This window comes from Oxalobacteraceae sp. CFBP 8761 (genome assembly GCA_014841595.1).
Lineage (GTDB): Bacteria > Pseudomonadota > Gammaproteobacteria > Burkholderiales > Burkholderiaceae_D > Telluria.
Map to the genome: position 1 here is coordinate 917,872 of JACYUE010000002.1, position 16,854 is coordinate 934,725.

Here is a 16,854-nt window from a genome sequence, read left to right on the forward strand (position 1 = left end):
TAGATGAATCCCTCTATTTTAGCGGACGGCGGCCCGAATCGCGACCGTTTCACCCGTGTGGAAAGCCGGGAATGCACGAACCACTATAATGAAACGACACTTTTACGCCGTTACATCATGCCTCTCATTCACGACCAGCCGCTCGACACGTTCAATACCTTCCGCATTCCCGCCCGCGCGCGCCACTACCTGCGCGTGGATGGCGCCGAGCAACTGGCCGCGGTGCGTGCCGATCCGGCACTGGCGGCCTTGCCGCGGCTGGTGCTTGGCGGCGGCAGCAATCTGCTGTTCACGCGCGACGTCGAGGGCCTGGTGCTGCACATGACGGGGCAGGGCCGCGAGGTGCTGGGCGAAGAGGCCGGCAAGATCCTCGTATGCGCCCAGGCCGGCGAACACTGGCACGGCTTCGTGCGCTTCACGCTCGAGCAGGGCATCGGCGGGCTGGAAAACCTGTCGCTGATACCCGGCACCGTGGGGGCCGCGCCTATCCAGAATGTGGGGGCGTATGGCGTCGAAACCAAGGACGTATTCCATAGCCTCACCGCCTACGACATGGCCAGCGGCGCCACGCGCACGCTGGACGCGGCCGCCTGCCGCTTCGGCTACCGCGACAGCATCTTCAAGCATCCCGACGGCGCCAATCTCGTCGTGCTGGACGTGACCTTTGCCTTGCCGCGCGCATGGCAGCCAAACCTGCGCTATGCCGAACTGGGTAATGCGGTGCGCGATGCCGGACTGACGGCGCCCACGCCGAACGACATTGGCCTGATGGTCGAAGCAATCCGGCGCCGCAAGCTGCCCGATCCGCGCGAGATCGGCAATGCCGGCAGCTTCTTCAAGAACCCGGTGGTGTCAAGCGCGGAATGCGCAAGGCTGCTCGCGCAGTTCCCGACCCTGGTGCACCACGCCCAGCCGGACGGCACGTTCAAGCTGGCCGCGGGCTGGCTGATCGACCAGTGCGGCTGGAAAGGGCGCCACCTGGGCGCGGCCGGCGTGTACCACAAGCAGGCGCTGGTGCTCGTCAATCTGGGCGGGGCCACGGGGCAGGAAGTCGCTCAACTGGCTGCAGCGATCCAGGCCGATGTCGCGGCGCGCTATGGCGTGATGCTGGAACCCGAACCCGTCTTCATCTAAGGAACGCCTCATGAAAAAAGTCATCGTCACCGGCCACACCCGTGGCCTCGGGGCCGCCATCGCGGCCGAACTGCAGTCGCGCGGCCTGGCCGTGCTGGGCCTGGCGCGCGGGCGTTCTGCGCTGGCCGGCATTGAACAGGCCGAAGTCGATATGGCCGATCCGGCCGCGTTGCAGGCCTGGCTCGCCGGCCCGGCGCTGCGCGATTTTCTCGCGGGCGCCGACGCCGTGTACCTCGTCAACAATGCCGGGGTCGTCACGCCAGTGGGCCCGCTTGCCGCGCAGGAGCCAGCGGCCGTGCTGCAGGCGGTGATGCTCAACGTTGGCGCGCCGCTGGCGCTGGCCGCCGCGTTCGTGCAAGCCGCGCCCGGGGCGACGCGGCGCATCCTGCACATTTCCAGCGGGGCAGGGCGCAATGCCTATCCTGGCTGGGCCGTGTACTGCGCGACGAAGGCCGCGCTCGACCAGCATGCGCGGGCGGTCCAGCTTGACGACGATCCGCAGGTGCTGGCGGTCAGCCTGGCGCCGGGCGTCATCGACACCGACATGCAGGCGGCGATCCGCGCCACGCCGGACGCCAACTTCCCGCTGCGCGAACGCTTCGTCGAGCTGAAGGACACGGGCGGCTTGACCTCGCCCGAGGATTGCGCGCGTAACCTGGCCGACTATCTGCTCGCGCCTGGCTTTGGCCGCGAAGCGGTCGACGATCTGCGCAACTGACGGCAATAACAAGTTCTTGTTGACGTCCGTGTGACAGTTGTCGCATCATTGCGGCAAGCGTCACATAAGACGTCACGTCAAGGACTGTTGCCATGGCCGTACCCTCGATTTCTGAACTGACCCTCCTCAAGGCGCTGTGGCGCCAGCAGCCGATGAGCGCGCGTGAAATCCACGATGCGGTCGAGGCCGAGCTGGGCTGGTCGTATTCCTCCACCCGCAAGACGCTCGAGCGCATGCTCGACAAAGGCATGGTGCGCCAGGCGCTTCGCCACGGCGTGCAAGTGTATGCGGCGGCCAGCGACAAGGTCGATACGCTGGCTGCGTTTGCCCACGATTTCGGCAAGCGCGTGATGGAGATCGACACGCCGCTGCCGGTTAATATGTTCACCGGCAGCAAGCTGGTGGATGACGATGAGCTCGCGCGCCTGGAGCAGCTGCTGAACGACTGGCCGGTCGACAAGGACCCTGCGCCATGACCATGCTCGACGCGACGCTTATCCGCTTCCTGTTTGCCAGCATCGGCTGCCTGGCCGCTGGCGTGGCCGTGTGGGGTGTGCTGGCGCTGGCACGGCGGTACCTGCCGGCGCTTGGCATGCAGCGCACGCCGTGGATGCTGGGGCAGGTCGCGCTTGCGGCCACCTTCATCATCCTGATGCTGCCGCAGGCGCAGCAGCTTCACATGCTGCCCGTGTTCGATGTCGATCTGTCGCCCATGACGGCCGGCACAGTCGCCAGGCCCGCTCAGGCGGCCGGTGCTGCCAGCACGTTTGCCCAATCCCGCTCGTGGCTGAGCTGGACCGCGTGTGCATGGGTGTTGGCTTATACGGGCGGTTTGCTGTGGATGCTTGCGCGCCTAGTCCATGGCCAGCGCGCGCTGGCGCGGTTGCTGCGTGCCGGTGCGCACCTGCCCTCGGGCGCGGCACTGCCTGTCATGATGGAAGTCGATGCCCCCATTTCCCCGATGCTGGTCGGCCCGTTCCGACCGCGCCTGCTGTTGCCGCTGGCCCTGCGAACGATCGATCCACTGCAGCGCGACCTGATCGTCGCCCACGAACTGACGCACTGGCGCCGGGGCGATCTGTGGTGGCTCGCCGCCTGCGCGCTGCTCCAGGCACTGTGCTGGTTCAATCCGGCGATGCGCCTGCTGCGCGCACGCCTCGTCTGGGCCCAGGAGCTGGGCTGCGACCGCGACGTGCTGCGCGGCCGGCCGCAGGTCCAGCGCAAGGCCTATGCTGCCGCGCTGGTCGCGCAGCTGCGCTTCCAGTATGGAACCGCGCCAGCCAATGCGCTGGCCTTCGGTGGGGTCGCGCCGGACACGCTGGCCGCGCGTGTCGCGCTGATCCGCTCACCGGGCCTCGCGCTTCATGCAGGCCGTGCCCGCTGCGCCGGCCTGGCGGCACTGGCGCTGGTGTTCGGCGCCAACCTCGCGCTGCAGCCGGCGCTGGCATGGGACGCTGCGCCGGAGGCGCTCGACTGCACCCTGATGCTCGATGCTGCCACGGGAGCGGTGCTGGTCGAGGAAGGGCGCTGCGACGTGCGCACCACGCCGGCGTCGATCTTCAATATCGCCGTGAGCCTGATGGGATTCGACGCCGGCATCCTGAAGGACACCCACGCGCCGGCGCTGCCGTTCAAGGACGGCTATGTTGACTGGCAGCCATCGTGGCGCGCCACCACCGATCCGACGAGCTGGATCCGCAATTCGACGGTCTGGTACGCGCAGCAGGTCACCAGCCGGCTGGGCGAGCGCCGCGTGCAGGACTACGTGGGCCGCTTCGACTACGGCAACCAGGACCTGACCGGCGGCGTCGACATCGCCTGGATCTCGTCATCGCTGCAGGTCTCGCCACGTGAACAGGTCGCATTTCTGCGCAAGGTCGCCCACCGCGAACTGCCCGTCAGCGCGCACGCATTCGACATGACGGCGCAGCTGCTGCGCTTGCCCACGCTGGCGGATGGCTGGCAGGTGTACGGCAAGACCGGCACCGCGTCAGGCAAGTCGCCCGATGGCAATGAGGACACGGGCCGCGCGCTCGGCTGGTTCGTCGGCTGGGCCACCAAGGACGGCCGTACCGTCGTCTTCGCACGCCAGAACCTTGGCCCACGCGATCCGGACCGCGCGGCCGGGCCGCTCGTGAAAGAACATTTCCTGCGCGCGCTGCCGGGAAGACTCGCAACGCTGTCACCGTCCACATAAGGAATCGTCATGATGAAACACACACGCCTGGCACTTGCCACGGCCGGCCTTGTCACGTGCCTGCAACCAGCCGCCGCCAACGACTGGAACACGCCGCAGGAACCGTTCGCCCTGTACGGCAACACCTACTATGTCGGCACGCATGGCCTGTCGGCGGTCCTGATCACATCGCCACAGGGCCACATTCTGATCGACGGCGGCAGCGAGAAATCGGCCCCGCAGATCGTGCGCAATATGCGCCGGCTCGGCTTCAAGGTCGAAGATATCCGCTTCATCCTGAACTCGCATGCACACTTCGATCACGCAGGCGGCATCGCCGAGCTGCAGCGCCTGTCGGGCGCCGAGGTCCTGGTCGGCAGCGCTGCCGTACCGGTGCTGGCGAGCGGCCAGGCCGACAAGGGTGACCCGCAATACACCGACCTTCAGCCGATGGCGCCAACTGCCCGCGTGCGGGCCGTGGCCGACGGCGACGTCGTCAAGCTCGGCCCGCTGGCAGTGACGATGCACGCCACGCCCGGCCACACGCAGGGCGGCGCGAGCTGGACCTGGAACGCCGTCGAGGGCGGCCGGACGGCGCACATGGTGTACGCCGACAGCCTGAACGCCATCGCGGCGGGGCCATTTCGCTACCGTGGCCATCGGGCCTATCCGACGGCGCGCGCGGACCTCGAACGCTCGATCGCGACGGTGGCCGGCCTGCCGTGCGACGTGCTGGTCTCGGCGCATCCGGAAGGCAGCGACCTGTGGCAGCGCTACGCCCGGCGCGCTGCGCGGGGCAACGCCGCCTTCATCGACACCACCGCCTGCCGCACGTATGCCGACAAGGCTAGAGCGCGTCTGGCCGCCCAACTGGCCAAGGAAACAGACCAATGATCAAGCATGTTGTTGCACTCACCCTGATGGCATTCGGCGCCGTCGCCCAGGCCACTGAATGGCGTGACAGCCCGGCCATCACGCAGCTGTTCAAGAAAGAGGGCGTGACGGGCACGTTCGTCGTGCACGACGTGGCCCAGGACACCAACACGGGCCACGACCGCCAGCGCGCCGCCAAACGGTTCATCCCGGCGTCGACCTTCAAACTCCCGAACTCGCTGATCGCGCTGAGTACGGGCGCCGTCGCCTCGGTCGACGAGATCGTGCCGTACGGCGGCAAGCCGGTCGCGCGACCCGAATGGGCCCGGGACATGAGTCTGCGCGAAGCGATCAAAATCTCTAACGTGCCCGTCTATCAGGAAATGGCGCGGCGCATCGGACTGGAACGCATGCGCGGCGCGCTCGTGCGGATGAATTACGGGAACATGGACACCGGCACGGTGGTGGACCGTTTCTGGCTCGATGGCCCGCTCGAAATCAGCGCGCTCGAGCAGACGTTGTTCCTGGCCCGGCTCGCGCAAGGCCAACTGCCGTTCGAGAACGTGCACGTGGACGCAGTGCGCGCGATCGCGCGCCAGGATGGCCCGGCCGAACTGTATGCGAAGACTGGCTGGGGCAAGCGGCCCGGCCAGCCCGATATCGGCTGGTGGGTCGGCTGGATCAAGAAGGACGGCAAGCTCTACACGTTCGCGCTGAACATCGACATCCCGGACGGGGCGCCCGACAAGCGCGTGTCCCTGGCGAAAGCGGCGCTGCAGTCAATGGAGCTGTTATAGCACCACGTCCGGCTGAAGAACAGCGAGGGGCAAGAACAGCGGGGGTCAGGTCTGACATTCGAACAGCGGGGGTCAGGTCTGACATTCGGACACGATCTCGACAGTCGTGAAGAACAGCGGGGGTCAGGTCTGACATTCGGACACGATCTCGACAGTCGAGTGGTCGGGACGAGCTAGTACAGCGCCATGCTAATACCGAGAATGACACCATCGGAAGTGGCTAAAGCTGAGGTCGTGTCCGAATGTCAGACCTGACCCCAGCTGCTACGAATGTCAGACCTGACCCCAGCTGCTAAGGCTGAGGTCGTGTCCGAATGTCAGACCTGACCCCAGCTGTGCGCAGCTGCTAAAGCTGAGGTCGTGTCCGAATGTCAGACCTGACCCCAGCTGTGCGTTGAGATGCCTATTTCAGCGTGACGATCGTGCCAGTGCTGAATGCACCGAGCGCAGTATTCCATGCCTGCCGGTTGCCGGCATTGTCTGCGTTGGCCGGTCGTACTGCGAATCGTGGATCGCCGTTGATCTGCGCTGCGCCATCCGGAAGGGCAAGGTAGATATCGTATTCACCGGACTGGGCTGTCGAGGGGATGACGATTGAGATATCGTGCGCGAACGTATTGCCGGCAGTCCAAGTTCTTGGATCCACTGAGGTCACGAGCTTGAGGACATTGCCGCTGACGCGATGCTTCAGGAAGACACTGAGCTGTCGAGGTTTGTACGGCCGCGCCCAGCCGACGTTGCGCACGGTGATACGAATTGGCCACGCTGCGCCAGCCGCTGCGGTAGCGCCATGCTCGGTGGAGAGGAACTCCAGCCGGTAGCCCATCGAGCGCTGCACTTCGGCATAGCAACCGTCCTTCTTCCAGCGGCTGTGGAACGCCTCGGTATGGTACTCGCTGTTCAAGTACGTCAGCGAAAACTGTTTACCTTCGCCCAGGATCGCCGCGCAGCTCGTGCGGGGCTGTGCGCCATCCTCATCTGCCGGATCGCAGGTTTCGCCACCGAACGGGCTTACCTTGGACAAGGCAATCGTGTAGTTGCGCTGCTCGGTCCTCGTGCTGGCGTTGTCGCTATAGGTGCCGACGTCGGTCGCACTGGCCAGGAAGCAGTCGTTGTGCACGCCGGAGCGCGATGCCGCAGAGCCGTTCAATGCACTCGATTCACCGGGCGCGCTGGCAAACCATGCCATCAAATGGGGCGGATAGCGGAACTGGACGAACTGGTCCTTTGGCATGGCATCGAGGAGGGCGTCCCGGATGGCCGTGCGGTTGGTACTGCTGGCCAGGCCATTGGATGAGGTATGCCACTCGCCCCAGGCCCCGATGAAGCCGGCCTGCAGGTAGGCAATGACGTCGCTGTTTTCCTGCAAAACCGGCTTGAGCTGGGCGATATGCGCCAGCACCCGGCTCAGCGATGCATCGGTGACATCCCGGTACTCGGTTTCGCTGGCCGGATAGTTGTAGACGAATCGCGGAATGACTTTCACGCCCGATTGCCGCGCATTTGACAATGCCGTGCGCAACCTGGACAACAGACTGGCTGGCAGCGCGCTGCTCTTGTAACCGTCGAGCCGGACCATGGCATAGACAATCCGGATTCCATTCTTGTACGCATCAGCGCCGTCGCTCTTGCTGAACTGATCCAGATCAGTCCATGCCCAGCGATAGAAGCCCCGCTCGGGGTTGGGGATCTCGGCATCGGTGCCACCAAATTGCGTGAAGACGAGTGGTGCGGAGACGGACGGCGGGGTCGGCGTTGGAGCGGGTGCTGCGACCAACGTCGGCGTCGGCACCGGTGCCGGGATCGGTGTCGAAACCGGCGCTGGATCAGGTGTCGGATCTGGTGCCGGATTTAGCGCCGGATTTAGCGCCGGATTCGGTGCCGGATTCGGTGCCGGAATCACGATGGGCGCCGGAGAAGAAACAGGGCTGCTGGCGCTGTCGCCAGATTGCTTGCTTTCCTCAGCGCCACCGCCGCAGCCGCTCAGAAGCACAATGCTGGCGCAGAGCGCAATCGACACCGTGAGGTTCGAGAATGACAGGTTGCTCAATGCCATATATGAATTTTTCTGTAGAACAATGGTGAGTGGACATGCACCGATGAAGGGAAGGCGTCAGCGTACAGGATCGACTTGATTGCACATGGGCAATAATACAGAGCGTCGGTACTATGCACGTAACCAATAATTTAATCAAGAATGAAACGCAGGGTAGTTCGGGCAGAACGAAGCAATGGTCGAATCCAGATGCCATTTCCGATACCCCAACAAAAAAGCCGCCCTCAGGCGGCTTTCTCATTCACGAACCAGCTTACTGCCCGCGCTTGGCGCGTGCCTTCGCCGCAATGCGCATGCGCAGCGCGTTGAGCTTGATGAAGCCGCCCGCGTCGGCCTGGTTGTACGCGCCGCCATCTTCATCGAACGTTGCGATGTTCATGTCGAACAGCGAATCGGTCTTCGAATCGCGCGAAACGACGATCACATTGCCCTTGTACAGCTTGATGCGCACCCAGCCGTTGACCGTGGCTTGCGTGTGGTCGATCAGCGTCTGCAGTGCGACGCGTTCCGGCGCCCACCAGTAGCCGTTATAGATCAGCGACGCGTAGCGTGGCATCAGGTCGTCCTTCAGGTGCGCCACTTCGCGGTCGAGCGTGATCGATTCGATGGCGCGGTGCGCGCGCAGCATGATCGTGCCGCCCGGGGTTTCGTAGCAGCCGCGCGACTTCATGCCGACGTAGCGGTTTTCCACCAGGTCCAGGCGGCCGATGCCGTGCTTGCCGCCCAGGCGGTTCAGCTCGGTCAGCACGGCGGCTGGCGACAGGCGCTTGCCGTTCAGGCCGACGATGTCGCCGCGCTCGAATTCGACGTCCAGGTATTCCGCTTCGTCCGGCGCCGCTTCTGGCGAGACCGTCCAGCGCCACATCGATTCCTCGGCTTCGGCGCTCGGGTTTTCCAGGTGACGGCCTTCAAAGCTGATGTGCAGCAGGTTGGCGTCCATCGAGTACGGCGCGCCGCCGTTCTTGTGCTTCATGTCCACCGCGATGCCCGCGTCTTCCGCGTACTTCAGCAGTTTTTCGCGCGACAGCAGATCCCATTCACGCCATGGCGCGATGATCTTGACGTCCGGCTTGAGCGCGTACGCACCCAGCTCGAAACGCACCTGGTCGTTGCCCTTGCCGGTCGCGCCGTGCGAGACAGCGTCGGCGCCGGTTTCGTTGGCGATCTCAATCAGGCGCTTGGCAATCAGCGGCCGCGCGATCGAGGTGCCCAGCAGGTATTCGCCTTCGTACACGGTGTTCGCGCGGAACATCGGGAAGACGAAGTCGCGCACGAATTCTTCGCGCACGTCGTCGATATAGATATTCTCTGGCTTGATGCCGAACTTGATGGCCTTGGCGCGTGCCGGTTCCAGTTCTTCACCCTGGCCGAGGTCGGCGGTGAAGGTGACGATTTCGCAGCCGTAATTGTCTTGCAGCCATTTCAGGATGACGGAGGTGTCGAGGCCGCCGGAATAGGCCAGTACTACTTTCTTGATGTCGCTCATGGGAGTTCCAGTGATGGAGGGATGGTAGAGGAGTAATGGTCAGCTGGCTCGCAAATCCAGCCCGGTAAGCACCGGGATGGACGGCCAACGATCAAGCTTCAGGGGTAAAAATCAATCTTCGATGCGGCCGAGCAGCAGGTACTCGATCAGGGCTTTTTGCACATGCAGGCGGTTTTCGGCTTCGTCCCAGACGACCGATTGCGGGCCGTCGATGACCTCGGCAGCCACTTCTTCGCCGCGGTGCGCCGGCAGGCAGTGCATGAACAGTGCGTCGCTCGCGGCGCGGGCCATCTTGGCCTCGTCGACGATGAAGCCGTCAAACGCTTTCATGCGCTCGGCGTTTTCTTTCTCGTAGCCCATGCTGGTCCAGACGTCGGTATTGACCAGGTGCGCGCCTTCGCACGCGTCCGACGGGTTGTCGAACCGCGTGTAGCGCGTGGTCGAGACCAGGCTCGGGTCCATCTCGTAACCCGCTGGCGTGGCGACGTTCAGGTGGAAGCCGAAGACTTCAGCTGCCTGCAGCCACGAGTACAGCATATTGTTGGCGTCGCCGATCCAGGCGACCGTCTTGCCGGCGATCGAACCGCGGTGTTCGTGGAACGTGAACACGTCCGCCAGCACCTGGCACGGGTGGTGTTCATTGGTCAGGCCATTGATGACCGGCACGCGCGAATTGGCGGCGAAGCGGTCGATGATGTCCTGGCCGAAGGTACGGATCATGATGATGTCGCACATGCGGCTGATCACCTGGCCGGCGTCTTCCACCGGTTCGCCACGGCCGAGCTGGCTGTCGCGCGTGTTCAGGTAGATGGCGGCGCCGCCCAGCTGGTGCATGCCGGCTTCGAATGAGAGGCGCGTGCGCGTCGAGCTTTTCTCGAACACCATCACCAGCGTGCGGTCGACCAGCGGGTGATACACCTCGTAGGCCTTGAACTTGCGCTTGATGATCGCCGCGCGCTTGATGACGTATTCGAACTCGTCGCGCGTGAAGTCGGAAAACTGCAGGAAGTGCTTGATCGGTGGGGTGCTCGTCATCATAAGTCTGCTCGTGTCTGCTGCGATGTTTGTCCCTTGAATTATAAGGGGAATTTCTTTCCGTTAGGGAAAGTAGTCAGGGCCTTAGTACAGGGTCTGCGCCGATTCGTGCAGTAATTGCCCGTACAGTTCATGGCGGTGCTTCCAGATTTTGCCCGCTGCCACGGCATCGAGAATGGCGCAGAACGGCTCGGCCAGGTGGCGGCAGTTGTAGTACTTGCAGCCACCCAGGTACGGCTTGAACTCGACGAAGGCGCGCTCCAGCATACCTTCGCTCAGGTGGTACAGGCCAAATTCCTGGAAGCCCGGCGAATCGATGATCGCCCCGGCCTTGCCATCGACTTCGGGCAGCCAGTACAGGCGTGTGAAGGTGGTCGTGTGCTTGCCGGTATCGAGCGCGGCCGAGATTTCGCGCACGGCGATATCGGCGTCCGGGATCAACAGGTTGATCAGCGACGATTTGCCCATGCCCGACTGGCCGATGAAGATCGACGACTGGCCGGCCAGCAGCGGCTTGAGGATCGCCACGGTTTCTTCAGGATGCGCCTGGGCCGAGACCTCGTGCACCGGGTAGCCGAGCCGGGCGTACTGCGCAGCGCGCTCCCGTGCGCGGGGCAGCAGGTCGGTCACGTCGGTCTTGTTGAGGATCAGGTGCGCTTCGATGCCGGCCGCTTCGCATGCCACCAGCGAGCGTGACACCAGGTCGTCGGCAAAGCCGGGCTCGGTGGCGATCACGACGAACAGGCGCGAGATGTTCGCTGCCAGCAGCTTGGATTTGTACTGGTCGGAGCGGTACAGCAGCGTGGTGCGCTCGGCGATGCGCTCGATCACGGCCTGGTTCTCGGACGTCCTGACCACGTGCACGACGTCGCCCACGGCCACATTGGTCTTCTTGCCGCGCGTGACGCACTGCAGTTTTTCGCCGTCGATGTCGGCCAGGTAGTGGCGGCCGTGGGCCGCGATGATGGTGCCGGTCAGTTCAGTGGGGGATGCGCTCATGCGTTTTCCTGGTTGAGGTACAGCGCATTGGCTTTCGCGGCGCAGATAAAGTCGTTGTCGGACAGCGCGCTGCCCGCGGAATGGGTGGTCCAGCTGACGCGGCAGGTGGTGTAGCCCACCGTCATCTCGGGGTGATGGTCTTCGTGCTCGGCCAGCGTTGCCACCGCGTTGACGAATGCAATCGTGGCGCGGTAGTCGGGCAGCGTGAAGGTGCGCGCCAGGACGTTATCGGCCACTTCCCAGCCGGGCACTTCGTGCAGCAGCGTGGCGATGGCAGCTACGTCGAGCGCGGCTGTCTCGCGCGTGCAATGGCGCGACGTGAGTGGTGGCGTCAGGTTCATGCGGCCGCCATCGTCAGGCGCTTGACCCGAACCGACGCCGGCGGATGCGAATCGTAGAACGCCGAGTGCAGCGGATCGGGCGTCAGCGTCGACGCATTGTCTTCGTACATCTTCACCAGCGCCGACACCAGGTCGCGGTGGTCGGTGTGCTGCGCAGCAAAAGCGTCAGCCTCGAATTCATGCTTGCGCGACGTGATCGAGCTCAGCGGCGCGAGCACGAACGTGAACACCGGCAGCACGAGGATGAACAGGATCAGCGCCATGCCATCGTTCGACGCGTTCATGAACGGCAGCACGCCCAGGCCCGTGTAGAACCAGGCCTGGCCTTTCAGGTAGCCGAGCAGGGCAAGGAAGGCCAGCGAGATCGCGAACATCGTGGCCACGCGCTTGACGATGTGGCGCAGCTTGAAGTGACCCAGTTCGTGCGCCAGCACCGCTTCGATTTCCTGTGGCTCCAGGCGCGACAGCAGCGTGTCGAAGAACACGATGCGCTTGGCCCGGCCAAAGCCCGAGAAATACGCGTTGCCGTGGGCGCTGCGCTTGCTGCCGTCCATGACGAACAAGCCGCGCGACGCAAAGCCCACGCGCGTCATCAGGCCATCGATGCGCGCTTTGAGGCTGACATCGGCCAGTGGCGTGAATTTGTTGAACAGCGGCGCGATGACGGTCGGGTAGAACGCAATCATCAGGAGCTGGAACCCGCTCCAGACGAACCACGTGTACAGCCACCACAGCGAGCCGCTAGCTTCCATCAGCTTGAGTACGACCCACAGCAGCGGCAGGCCGATCAGCGCGCCCACGAACGTGCTCTTGATCAGGTCGCCCCACCACAGGCCGGGCGTCATCTTGTTGAAGCCGAAGCGCTGCTCAAGGACGAACTGGCGGTACCAGTCGAGCGGCAGATCGAGCACACTGGCAATCACGGCAAACGCAACGACGAGCACCAGCTGGTGCATCAGGCCGGGGCCGGTAAATGGCAGGATCGCCAGCGACAGCAATTGCAGGCCGCCCATCAGCGTGAAGCCGATCAGGACGATGGCGCCCCACAGCGTGCCGATCAGGCCGAGCCGGGTCTTGGCGACGGTGTAGTCGGCCGCTTTCTGGTGCGCCGCGAGCGGCACTTTCGGCGCAAACTCGGCCGGCACGCTGGCGCGGTGGCGCGCGATATGCCGGATATGGCGCGCGGCCAGCCAGGTGCGCAGCGACAAGGTGAGCAGCAGGAAAACGACGAACAAAACCGAAAACGCGAATGAAGACATTCTGTGCCTGTGAGAAAATGCAGGATTGATTAGGCAAAGAGAGAATTATGTCACAAGCGACACCTTCCGCAGTGCCGGGCACGCCCCAGCGGCCCAATGAATTCAACCTCGTCTGGCTCGACATGGAAATGACGGGCCTCGACCCGGATAACGACCGCATCATCGAGGTCGCCGTCGTCGTCACCGATCCCGACCTGAACATCATCGCCGAAGGCCCGGTGTTCGCGATCCACCAGTCGGATGAAACACTCGATAAGATGGACAACTGGAACAAGGGCACCCATGGCAAGTCGGGCCTGATTGACCGGGTCAAGGCGTCAACCGTGACGGAAGCCCAGGCCGAAGTCGAACTGATCGAATTTCTCAAGCAGTACGTCCCCAAGAACAAGTCGCCGATGTGCGGCAATTCGATCTGCCAGGACCGCCGCTTCATGGCCCGTGGCATGCCGAAGCTCGAGGCGTTCTTCCATTACCGTAATCTCGACGTGTCGACGCTGAAGGAACTGTGCCGCCGCTGGAAGCCCGAGCTGGCGTCCGGCTTCAAGAAGCACCAGAAGCACACGGCGCTGGCCGACATCGTCGAGTCGATCGAAGAGCTGCGCTACTACCGTGAGCACTTCATCAAACTGTGATGCTTTAACGGTAATGCGAGAGTTGTAAAGTTGCGCAAGGGTCACTGTCAAACCGGAAAAAGCTGCAATCCGGCAAGCAAGTTATGCGACAATCCTTGGCATGGCCTCGCTCTCCGCTACCGCTTTTTCGGGTGACAGTGTGATGGCTGCGCAGATGCGCAGCCACGACTAGCGCCAGTGCCCGCTCGGCGCACCCGACACCTGGCCGCCGTCCCTCCGGACGGCCGTCGACATGTTGCTGCATTCGGCCTTCCCGATGTTCGTTGCGTGGGGACCACAGCACATCGTCCTGTACAACGATGCCTATATCCCGATCCTCGGCGAGCGCCACCCAGATGCGCTCGGTCAGCCGTTCACGGCCGTGTGGCCCGAGGTCTGGCCCGAGCTGCAGCCGCAGATCGAACGCACGATGGCGGGCAAGCCGGTCTTTTTCGAAGATTACGGGCTGTGCCTGCTGCGGAACGGCTACCCCGAGCGCGCCTGGTTCACTTTCTCGTACGCCCCGTTGCATGCCGATGGCGGCAGTGTCGGCGGCCTGTTCTGCACCGCGATGGAAACCACGGCTCGCATGCTGGGCGAGCGCCGCGCGGCGTTCCGGCTCATGCTGTCCGACGCGCTGGCAGTGCTGGCCGATCCGGGTGACGTGATTGCCACCGCCAGTGCGCTGCTGGGTGCAGAATTAAGTGCAGACTCGACCACGACACGCGCGCGGTATGCCGAGATCGATCCGCTCAGCGGAACCTTGGCCGCACCCTGCCTGTCGGCCCTGGCGGACAGCGCGCAGCAGGCGCAGCCAGACCGCTTCGGTCCGGCAATGATGGCCGCGCTGCAGCAGGGCGCCGTGGTGAGCATCCACGACGCCGCCAACGATCCGCGCGCGCTGCAGTCGCCGTTTGGCGAGCGCGTGGGTGCCATGCTGGTGGTGCCGTTGATGGCGGCGGGCCGCCTGGCCGCGTGCCTGTGTGTCGATGCGCCAGCACCGCGCGCGTGGACCGAACACGATATCCGGCTGGCGCGCGACGTGGCCGAGCGCACCTGGGCCGCGGCCGGCACGGCGCGTGCGCATGCGATGCTGCGCGAGGAGCGCGACCGGGGCCGCGAGATCTTCGCCAATATCTCCGAAGGCTTCGCGCTGTTCGACCGCAACTGGGTGATGCAGCACATGAACACCGAAGGCCTGCGCATCTGCGCCGTCACGAGCGACGAGGTCATCGGCCGCAATCACTGGGATGTGTTCCCGGCCATGCTCGAGTGCGAAGCCGGGCGCATGTACCAGAGCGTGATGGCCAGCCGCAAGGCGGGCAGCGCCGAACAGTGCCGCGTGTTTCCCGATGGCCGCCGCGTCTGGATCGATCTGCGTGCCTATCCGACCCAGGACGGCGGCATCGCCACGTTCTTCCGCGACATCACTGACCGCAAGCTGGCCGAAGAAAAACTGGTGGAGGCCGACCGCCGCAAGGATGAATTCCTGGCGATGCTCGCGCACGAACTGCGCAATCCGCTCGCGCCGATCAGCGCCGCGGCCGAGCTGCTCCGGCTCGGCAACGTCGATGCGCGCCGGGTGCACCAGAGCAGCACCATCATCAGCCGCCAGGTGCGCCACATGACGCGGCTGGTGGACGATCTGCTCGACGTCTCGCGCGTGACGCGCGGCCTGATCACGCTGGGCCAGGCGCGCGTGGCGGCGCGCACCGTCATCGAAGAAGCCATCGAACAGGTGCGCCCGACCATCGACACGCGCGCGCAGACGCTCACCGTGCGCCTGCCGTCGGCCGGCGTCGCGGTGCTCGGCGACAAGGCGCGCCTGGTGCAGGTGGTGGCCAATGTGCTGGCCAATGCGGCCAAGTACACGCCGGCCGGGCGCAGCATCGACCTGCGCGCCGACCTGCACGGCACACGTCTGGTGCTGAGCGTGCGCGACGAGGGCATCGGCATGGATGTCGAACTGACCGGGCGCGTGTTCGACCTGTTTACGCAGGCCGAGCGCTCATCGGACCGCGCCCAGGGCGGCCTGGGGCTTGGGCTGGCGCTGGTCAAGCACCTGGTCGAGCTGCACGGGGGTACGGTGGGTTGTTCCAGCCCGGGACTGGGCAAGGGCAGCACGTTCGTCATCACGCTGCCGCTGCTGCTCGAAGAGGCGCCGGACCTGCCAGCGCCGCAGGTCAATGCGCCAGTTGCCGTCATGCGTTTGAAAGTGCTGGTGGTCGATGACAACACGGATGCGGCCGAAATGCTTGGTTTGCTGCTGGCGGCCCAGGGGCATGACGTGGCGATCGAGCACGGGGCGCTGGGCGCACTGGCGCGGGCGCGCAGCATGCGGCCCGATGTCTGCCTGCTCGATATCGGTTTGCCTGACATCGACGGCCATGAACTGGCGCGGCGCCTACAGCAGGATCCGGAAATGGCCCATTCGGTGCTGGTGGCGGTAACGGGCTACGGGCAGCCGCAGGACCGCGATGCGGCATTGGCGGCGGGGTTTGCGCACCACCTGGTCAAGCCGCTCGATGTGGAGGTATTGCTGGAGGTGCTGGCTGGCGTGCCGGGCAGGGTGCCCGGGCAGCAGGTTCGCGAAAACGTCTGGGAACAGGTCGGGCAGGATTGACAGCCAGGCCGTCAATCCTGCGGCTTATCATTCAGCGCCGCAGCACTTCTTGAATTTCTTGCCGCTGCCGCAGGTGCAGTCGTCGTTGCGGCCAACCTTCGGCTCGTCGCGCACGATCGTTTCCACCGCCGGCTTGCGCAGTGGCAGCCAGTGACGGTAGATCGCCGGCACGTTCGCCTCGATCTGCAGCGCCAAGGCATGCACCTTGACCGGATCGTCGACCTCGGCCAGTTCGGCTTCTTCGATTTCGTCCGCGCCCAGCAGGTAGATCGGGCGGATCAGTTCGGCGACATCGCTGTCCCAGATCGCATCCCACGAGCCGGCGCGCAGTTCGACGCCTTCCCAGAAGCCCCAGCACCAGGCTTCCGGATCGATCAGCACCTTGCCATCGACCTCGTGCTCGCAGAACAGCGGCTCGAAATCCTTCGGCGCGACCTCGAACGTGATCAGCACTTCGTTCATGAAGCGCATGATCAGGTTGACGATGCGCTCTTCGTCGCGCTTGTTCTTCCATTTCGGCGCCGCGGCCTCGTCTTCGCCCCAGACCATCGGCAGCCATTCGGCCGGCATGATCGATTCCGGGCCGATCGCAATGGCGGTCAGGTAGCCGTGCAGGGTGTCCATCGTCATCGCGTCGTCGGAGCAACGGTCGGAGAGCAGGAACTGGTCGAGTTCGTCGAATTCTTTTTCGGAGAGGGGCTGTTCGAGGTGCATGGGGTAGGTGGTCTGTGGCGCGGGCGCGCCTG

14 protein-coding genes and 1 pseudogene are annotated in these 16,854 nt (G+C 64.5%); 8 read left to right on the forward strand and 7 right to left on the reverse strand.

The window, feature by feature from the left end; translation table 11 throughout:
• Window positions 1-3: 3 nt before the first annotated feature.
• The 6 genes from murB to blaOXA (IFU00_16435) all read left to right on the forward strand — a co-directional run bounded on the left by murB (window position 4) and on the right by blaOXA (IFU00_16435) (window position 5,698).
• Window positions 4-1,134 (forward strand): UDP-N-acetylmuramate dehydrogenase, encoded by a 1,131-nt coding sequence (murB, locus tag IFU00_16410; protein ID MBD8543869.1) that lies wholly within the window; start codon window positions 4-6, stop codon window positions 1,132-1,134.
• Window positions 1,135-1,144: 10 nt separating this feature from the next.
• Window positions 1,145-1,852, forward strand: a complete 708-nt coding sequence (locus tag IFU00_16415; protein MBD8543870.1) for an SDR family oxidoreductase — start codon at window positions 1,145-1,147, stop codon at window positions 1,850-1,852.
• Window positions 1,853-1,944: 92 nt separating this feature from the next.
• A complete protein-coding gene (locus tag IFU00_16420; protein ID MBD8543871.1) occupies window positions 1,945-2,328 on the forward strand; it encodes a BlaI/MecI/CopY family transcriptional regulator in 384 nt (127 codons plus the stop codon).
• Window positions 2,325-4,049, forward strand: a complete 1,725-nt coding sequence (gene blaOXA / locus IFU00_16425) for a class D beta-lactamase (GenBank protein MBD8543872.1) — start codon at window positions 2,325-2,327, stop codon at window positions 4,047-4,049. Before IFU00_16420 ends, blaOXA (IFU00_16425) begins: the two co-directional genes overlap by 4 nt.
• Window positions 4,050-4,061: 12 nt before the next feature.
• Window positions 4,062-4,922: a subclass B3 metallo-beta-lactamase gene (gene bla / locus IFU00_16430; protein MBD8543873.1), complete on the forward strand. Its 861-nt coding sequence runs from the start codon at window positions 4,062-4,064 to the stop codon at window positions 4,920-4,922.
• Window positions 4,923-4,948: 26 nt separating this feature from the next.
• Window positions 4,949-5,698 (forward strand): class D beta-lactamase, encoded by a 750-nt coding sequence (gene blaOXA / locus IFU00_16435; GenBank protein MBD8543874.1) that lies wholly within the window; start codon window positions 4,949-4,951, stop codon window positions 5,696-5,698.
• Window positions 5,699-6,101: 403 nt separating this feature from the next.
• Here blaOXA (IFU00_16435) and IFU00_16440 read toward each other — a convergent pair whose 3' ends face one another.
• The 6 genes from IFU00_16440 to IFU00_16465 form a co-directional block, all read right to left on the reverse strand.
• Entirely contained in the window at window positions 6,102-7,754 is a 1,653-nt protein-coding gene (locus IFU00_16440; GenBank protein MBD8543875.1) for a DUF4832 domain-containing protein, read from the reverse strand.
• Window positions 7,755-8,007: 253 nt separating this feature from the next.
• Entirely contained in the window at window positions 8,008-9,240 is a 1,233-nt protein-coding gene (locus IFU00_16445) for an argininosuccinate synthase (GenBank protein MBD8543876.1), read from the reverse strand.
• Between the two features lie 111 nt (window positions 9,241-9,351).
• On the reverse strand, window positions 9,352-10,275 hold the full coding sequence (gene argF / locus IFU00_16450) for an ornithine carbamoyltransferase (protein MBD8543877.1): 924 nt from the start codon (window positions 10,273-10,275) through the stop codon (window positions 9,352-9,354).
• An 84-nt stretch (window positions 10,276-10,359) separates the two neighbouring features.
• Complete coding sequence (rsgA, locus tag IFU00_16455) at window positions 10,360-11,274, reverse strand: ribosome small subunit-dependent GTPase A (protein ID MBD8543878.1); 915 nt, start codon at window positions 11,272-11,274, stop codon at window positions 10,360-10,362.
• Window positions 11,271-11,615 carry a 4a-hydroxytetrahydrobiopterin dehydratase gene (locus tag IFU00_16460; protein MBD8543879.1) on the reverse strand — a complete coding sequence of 115 codons (345 nt, stop codon included), beginning with the start codon at window positions 11,613-11,615 and terminating at the stop codon, window positions 11,271-11,273. Before IFU00_16460 ends, rsgA begins: the two co-directional genes overlap by 4 nt.
• Window positions 11,612-12,874 carry a M48 family metallopeptidase gene (locus IFU00_16465; GenBank protein MBD8543880.1) on the reverse strand — a complete coding sequence of 421 codons (1,263 nt, stop codon included), beginning with the start codon at window positions 12,872-12,874 and terminating at the stop codon, window positions 11,612-11,614. Before IFU00_16465 ends, IFU00_16460 begins: the two co-directional genes overlap by 4 nt.
• Window positions 12,875-12,921: 47 nt before the next feature.
• On the opposite strand from IFU00_16465, the gene orn reads away from it, so the two are divergent.
• Both orn and IFU00_16475 read left to right on the forward strand, forming a co-directional pair.
• The gene (gene orn / locus IFU00_16470; protein ID MBD8543881.1) at window positions 12,922-13,506 is read left to right on the forward strand and encodes an oligoribonuclease; all 585 of its coding nucleotides are present in this window, start codon (window positions 12,922-12,924) and stop codon (window positions 13,504-13,506) included.
• 142 nt (window positions 13,507-13,648) lie between these two features.
• A pseudogene (locus IFU00_16475) lies at window positions 13,649-16,108 on the forward strand (PAS domain-containing protein).
• Between the two features lie 27 nt (window positions 16,109-16,135).
• Here the strand turns inward: IFU00_16475 and IFU00_16480 are convergent.
• Entirely contained in the window at window positions 16,136-16,822 is a 687-nt protein-coding gene (locus IFU00_16480; protein MBD8543882.1) for a UPF0149 family protein, read from the reverse strand.
• Between the last annotated feature and the right edge of the window lie 32 nt (window positions 16,823-16,854).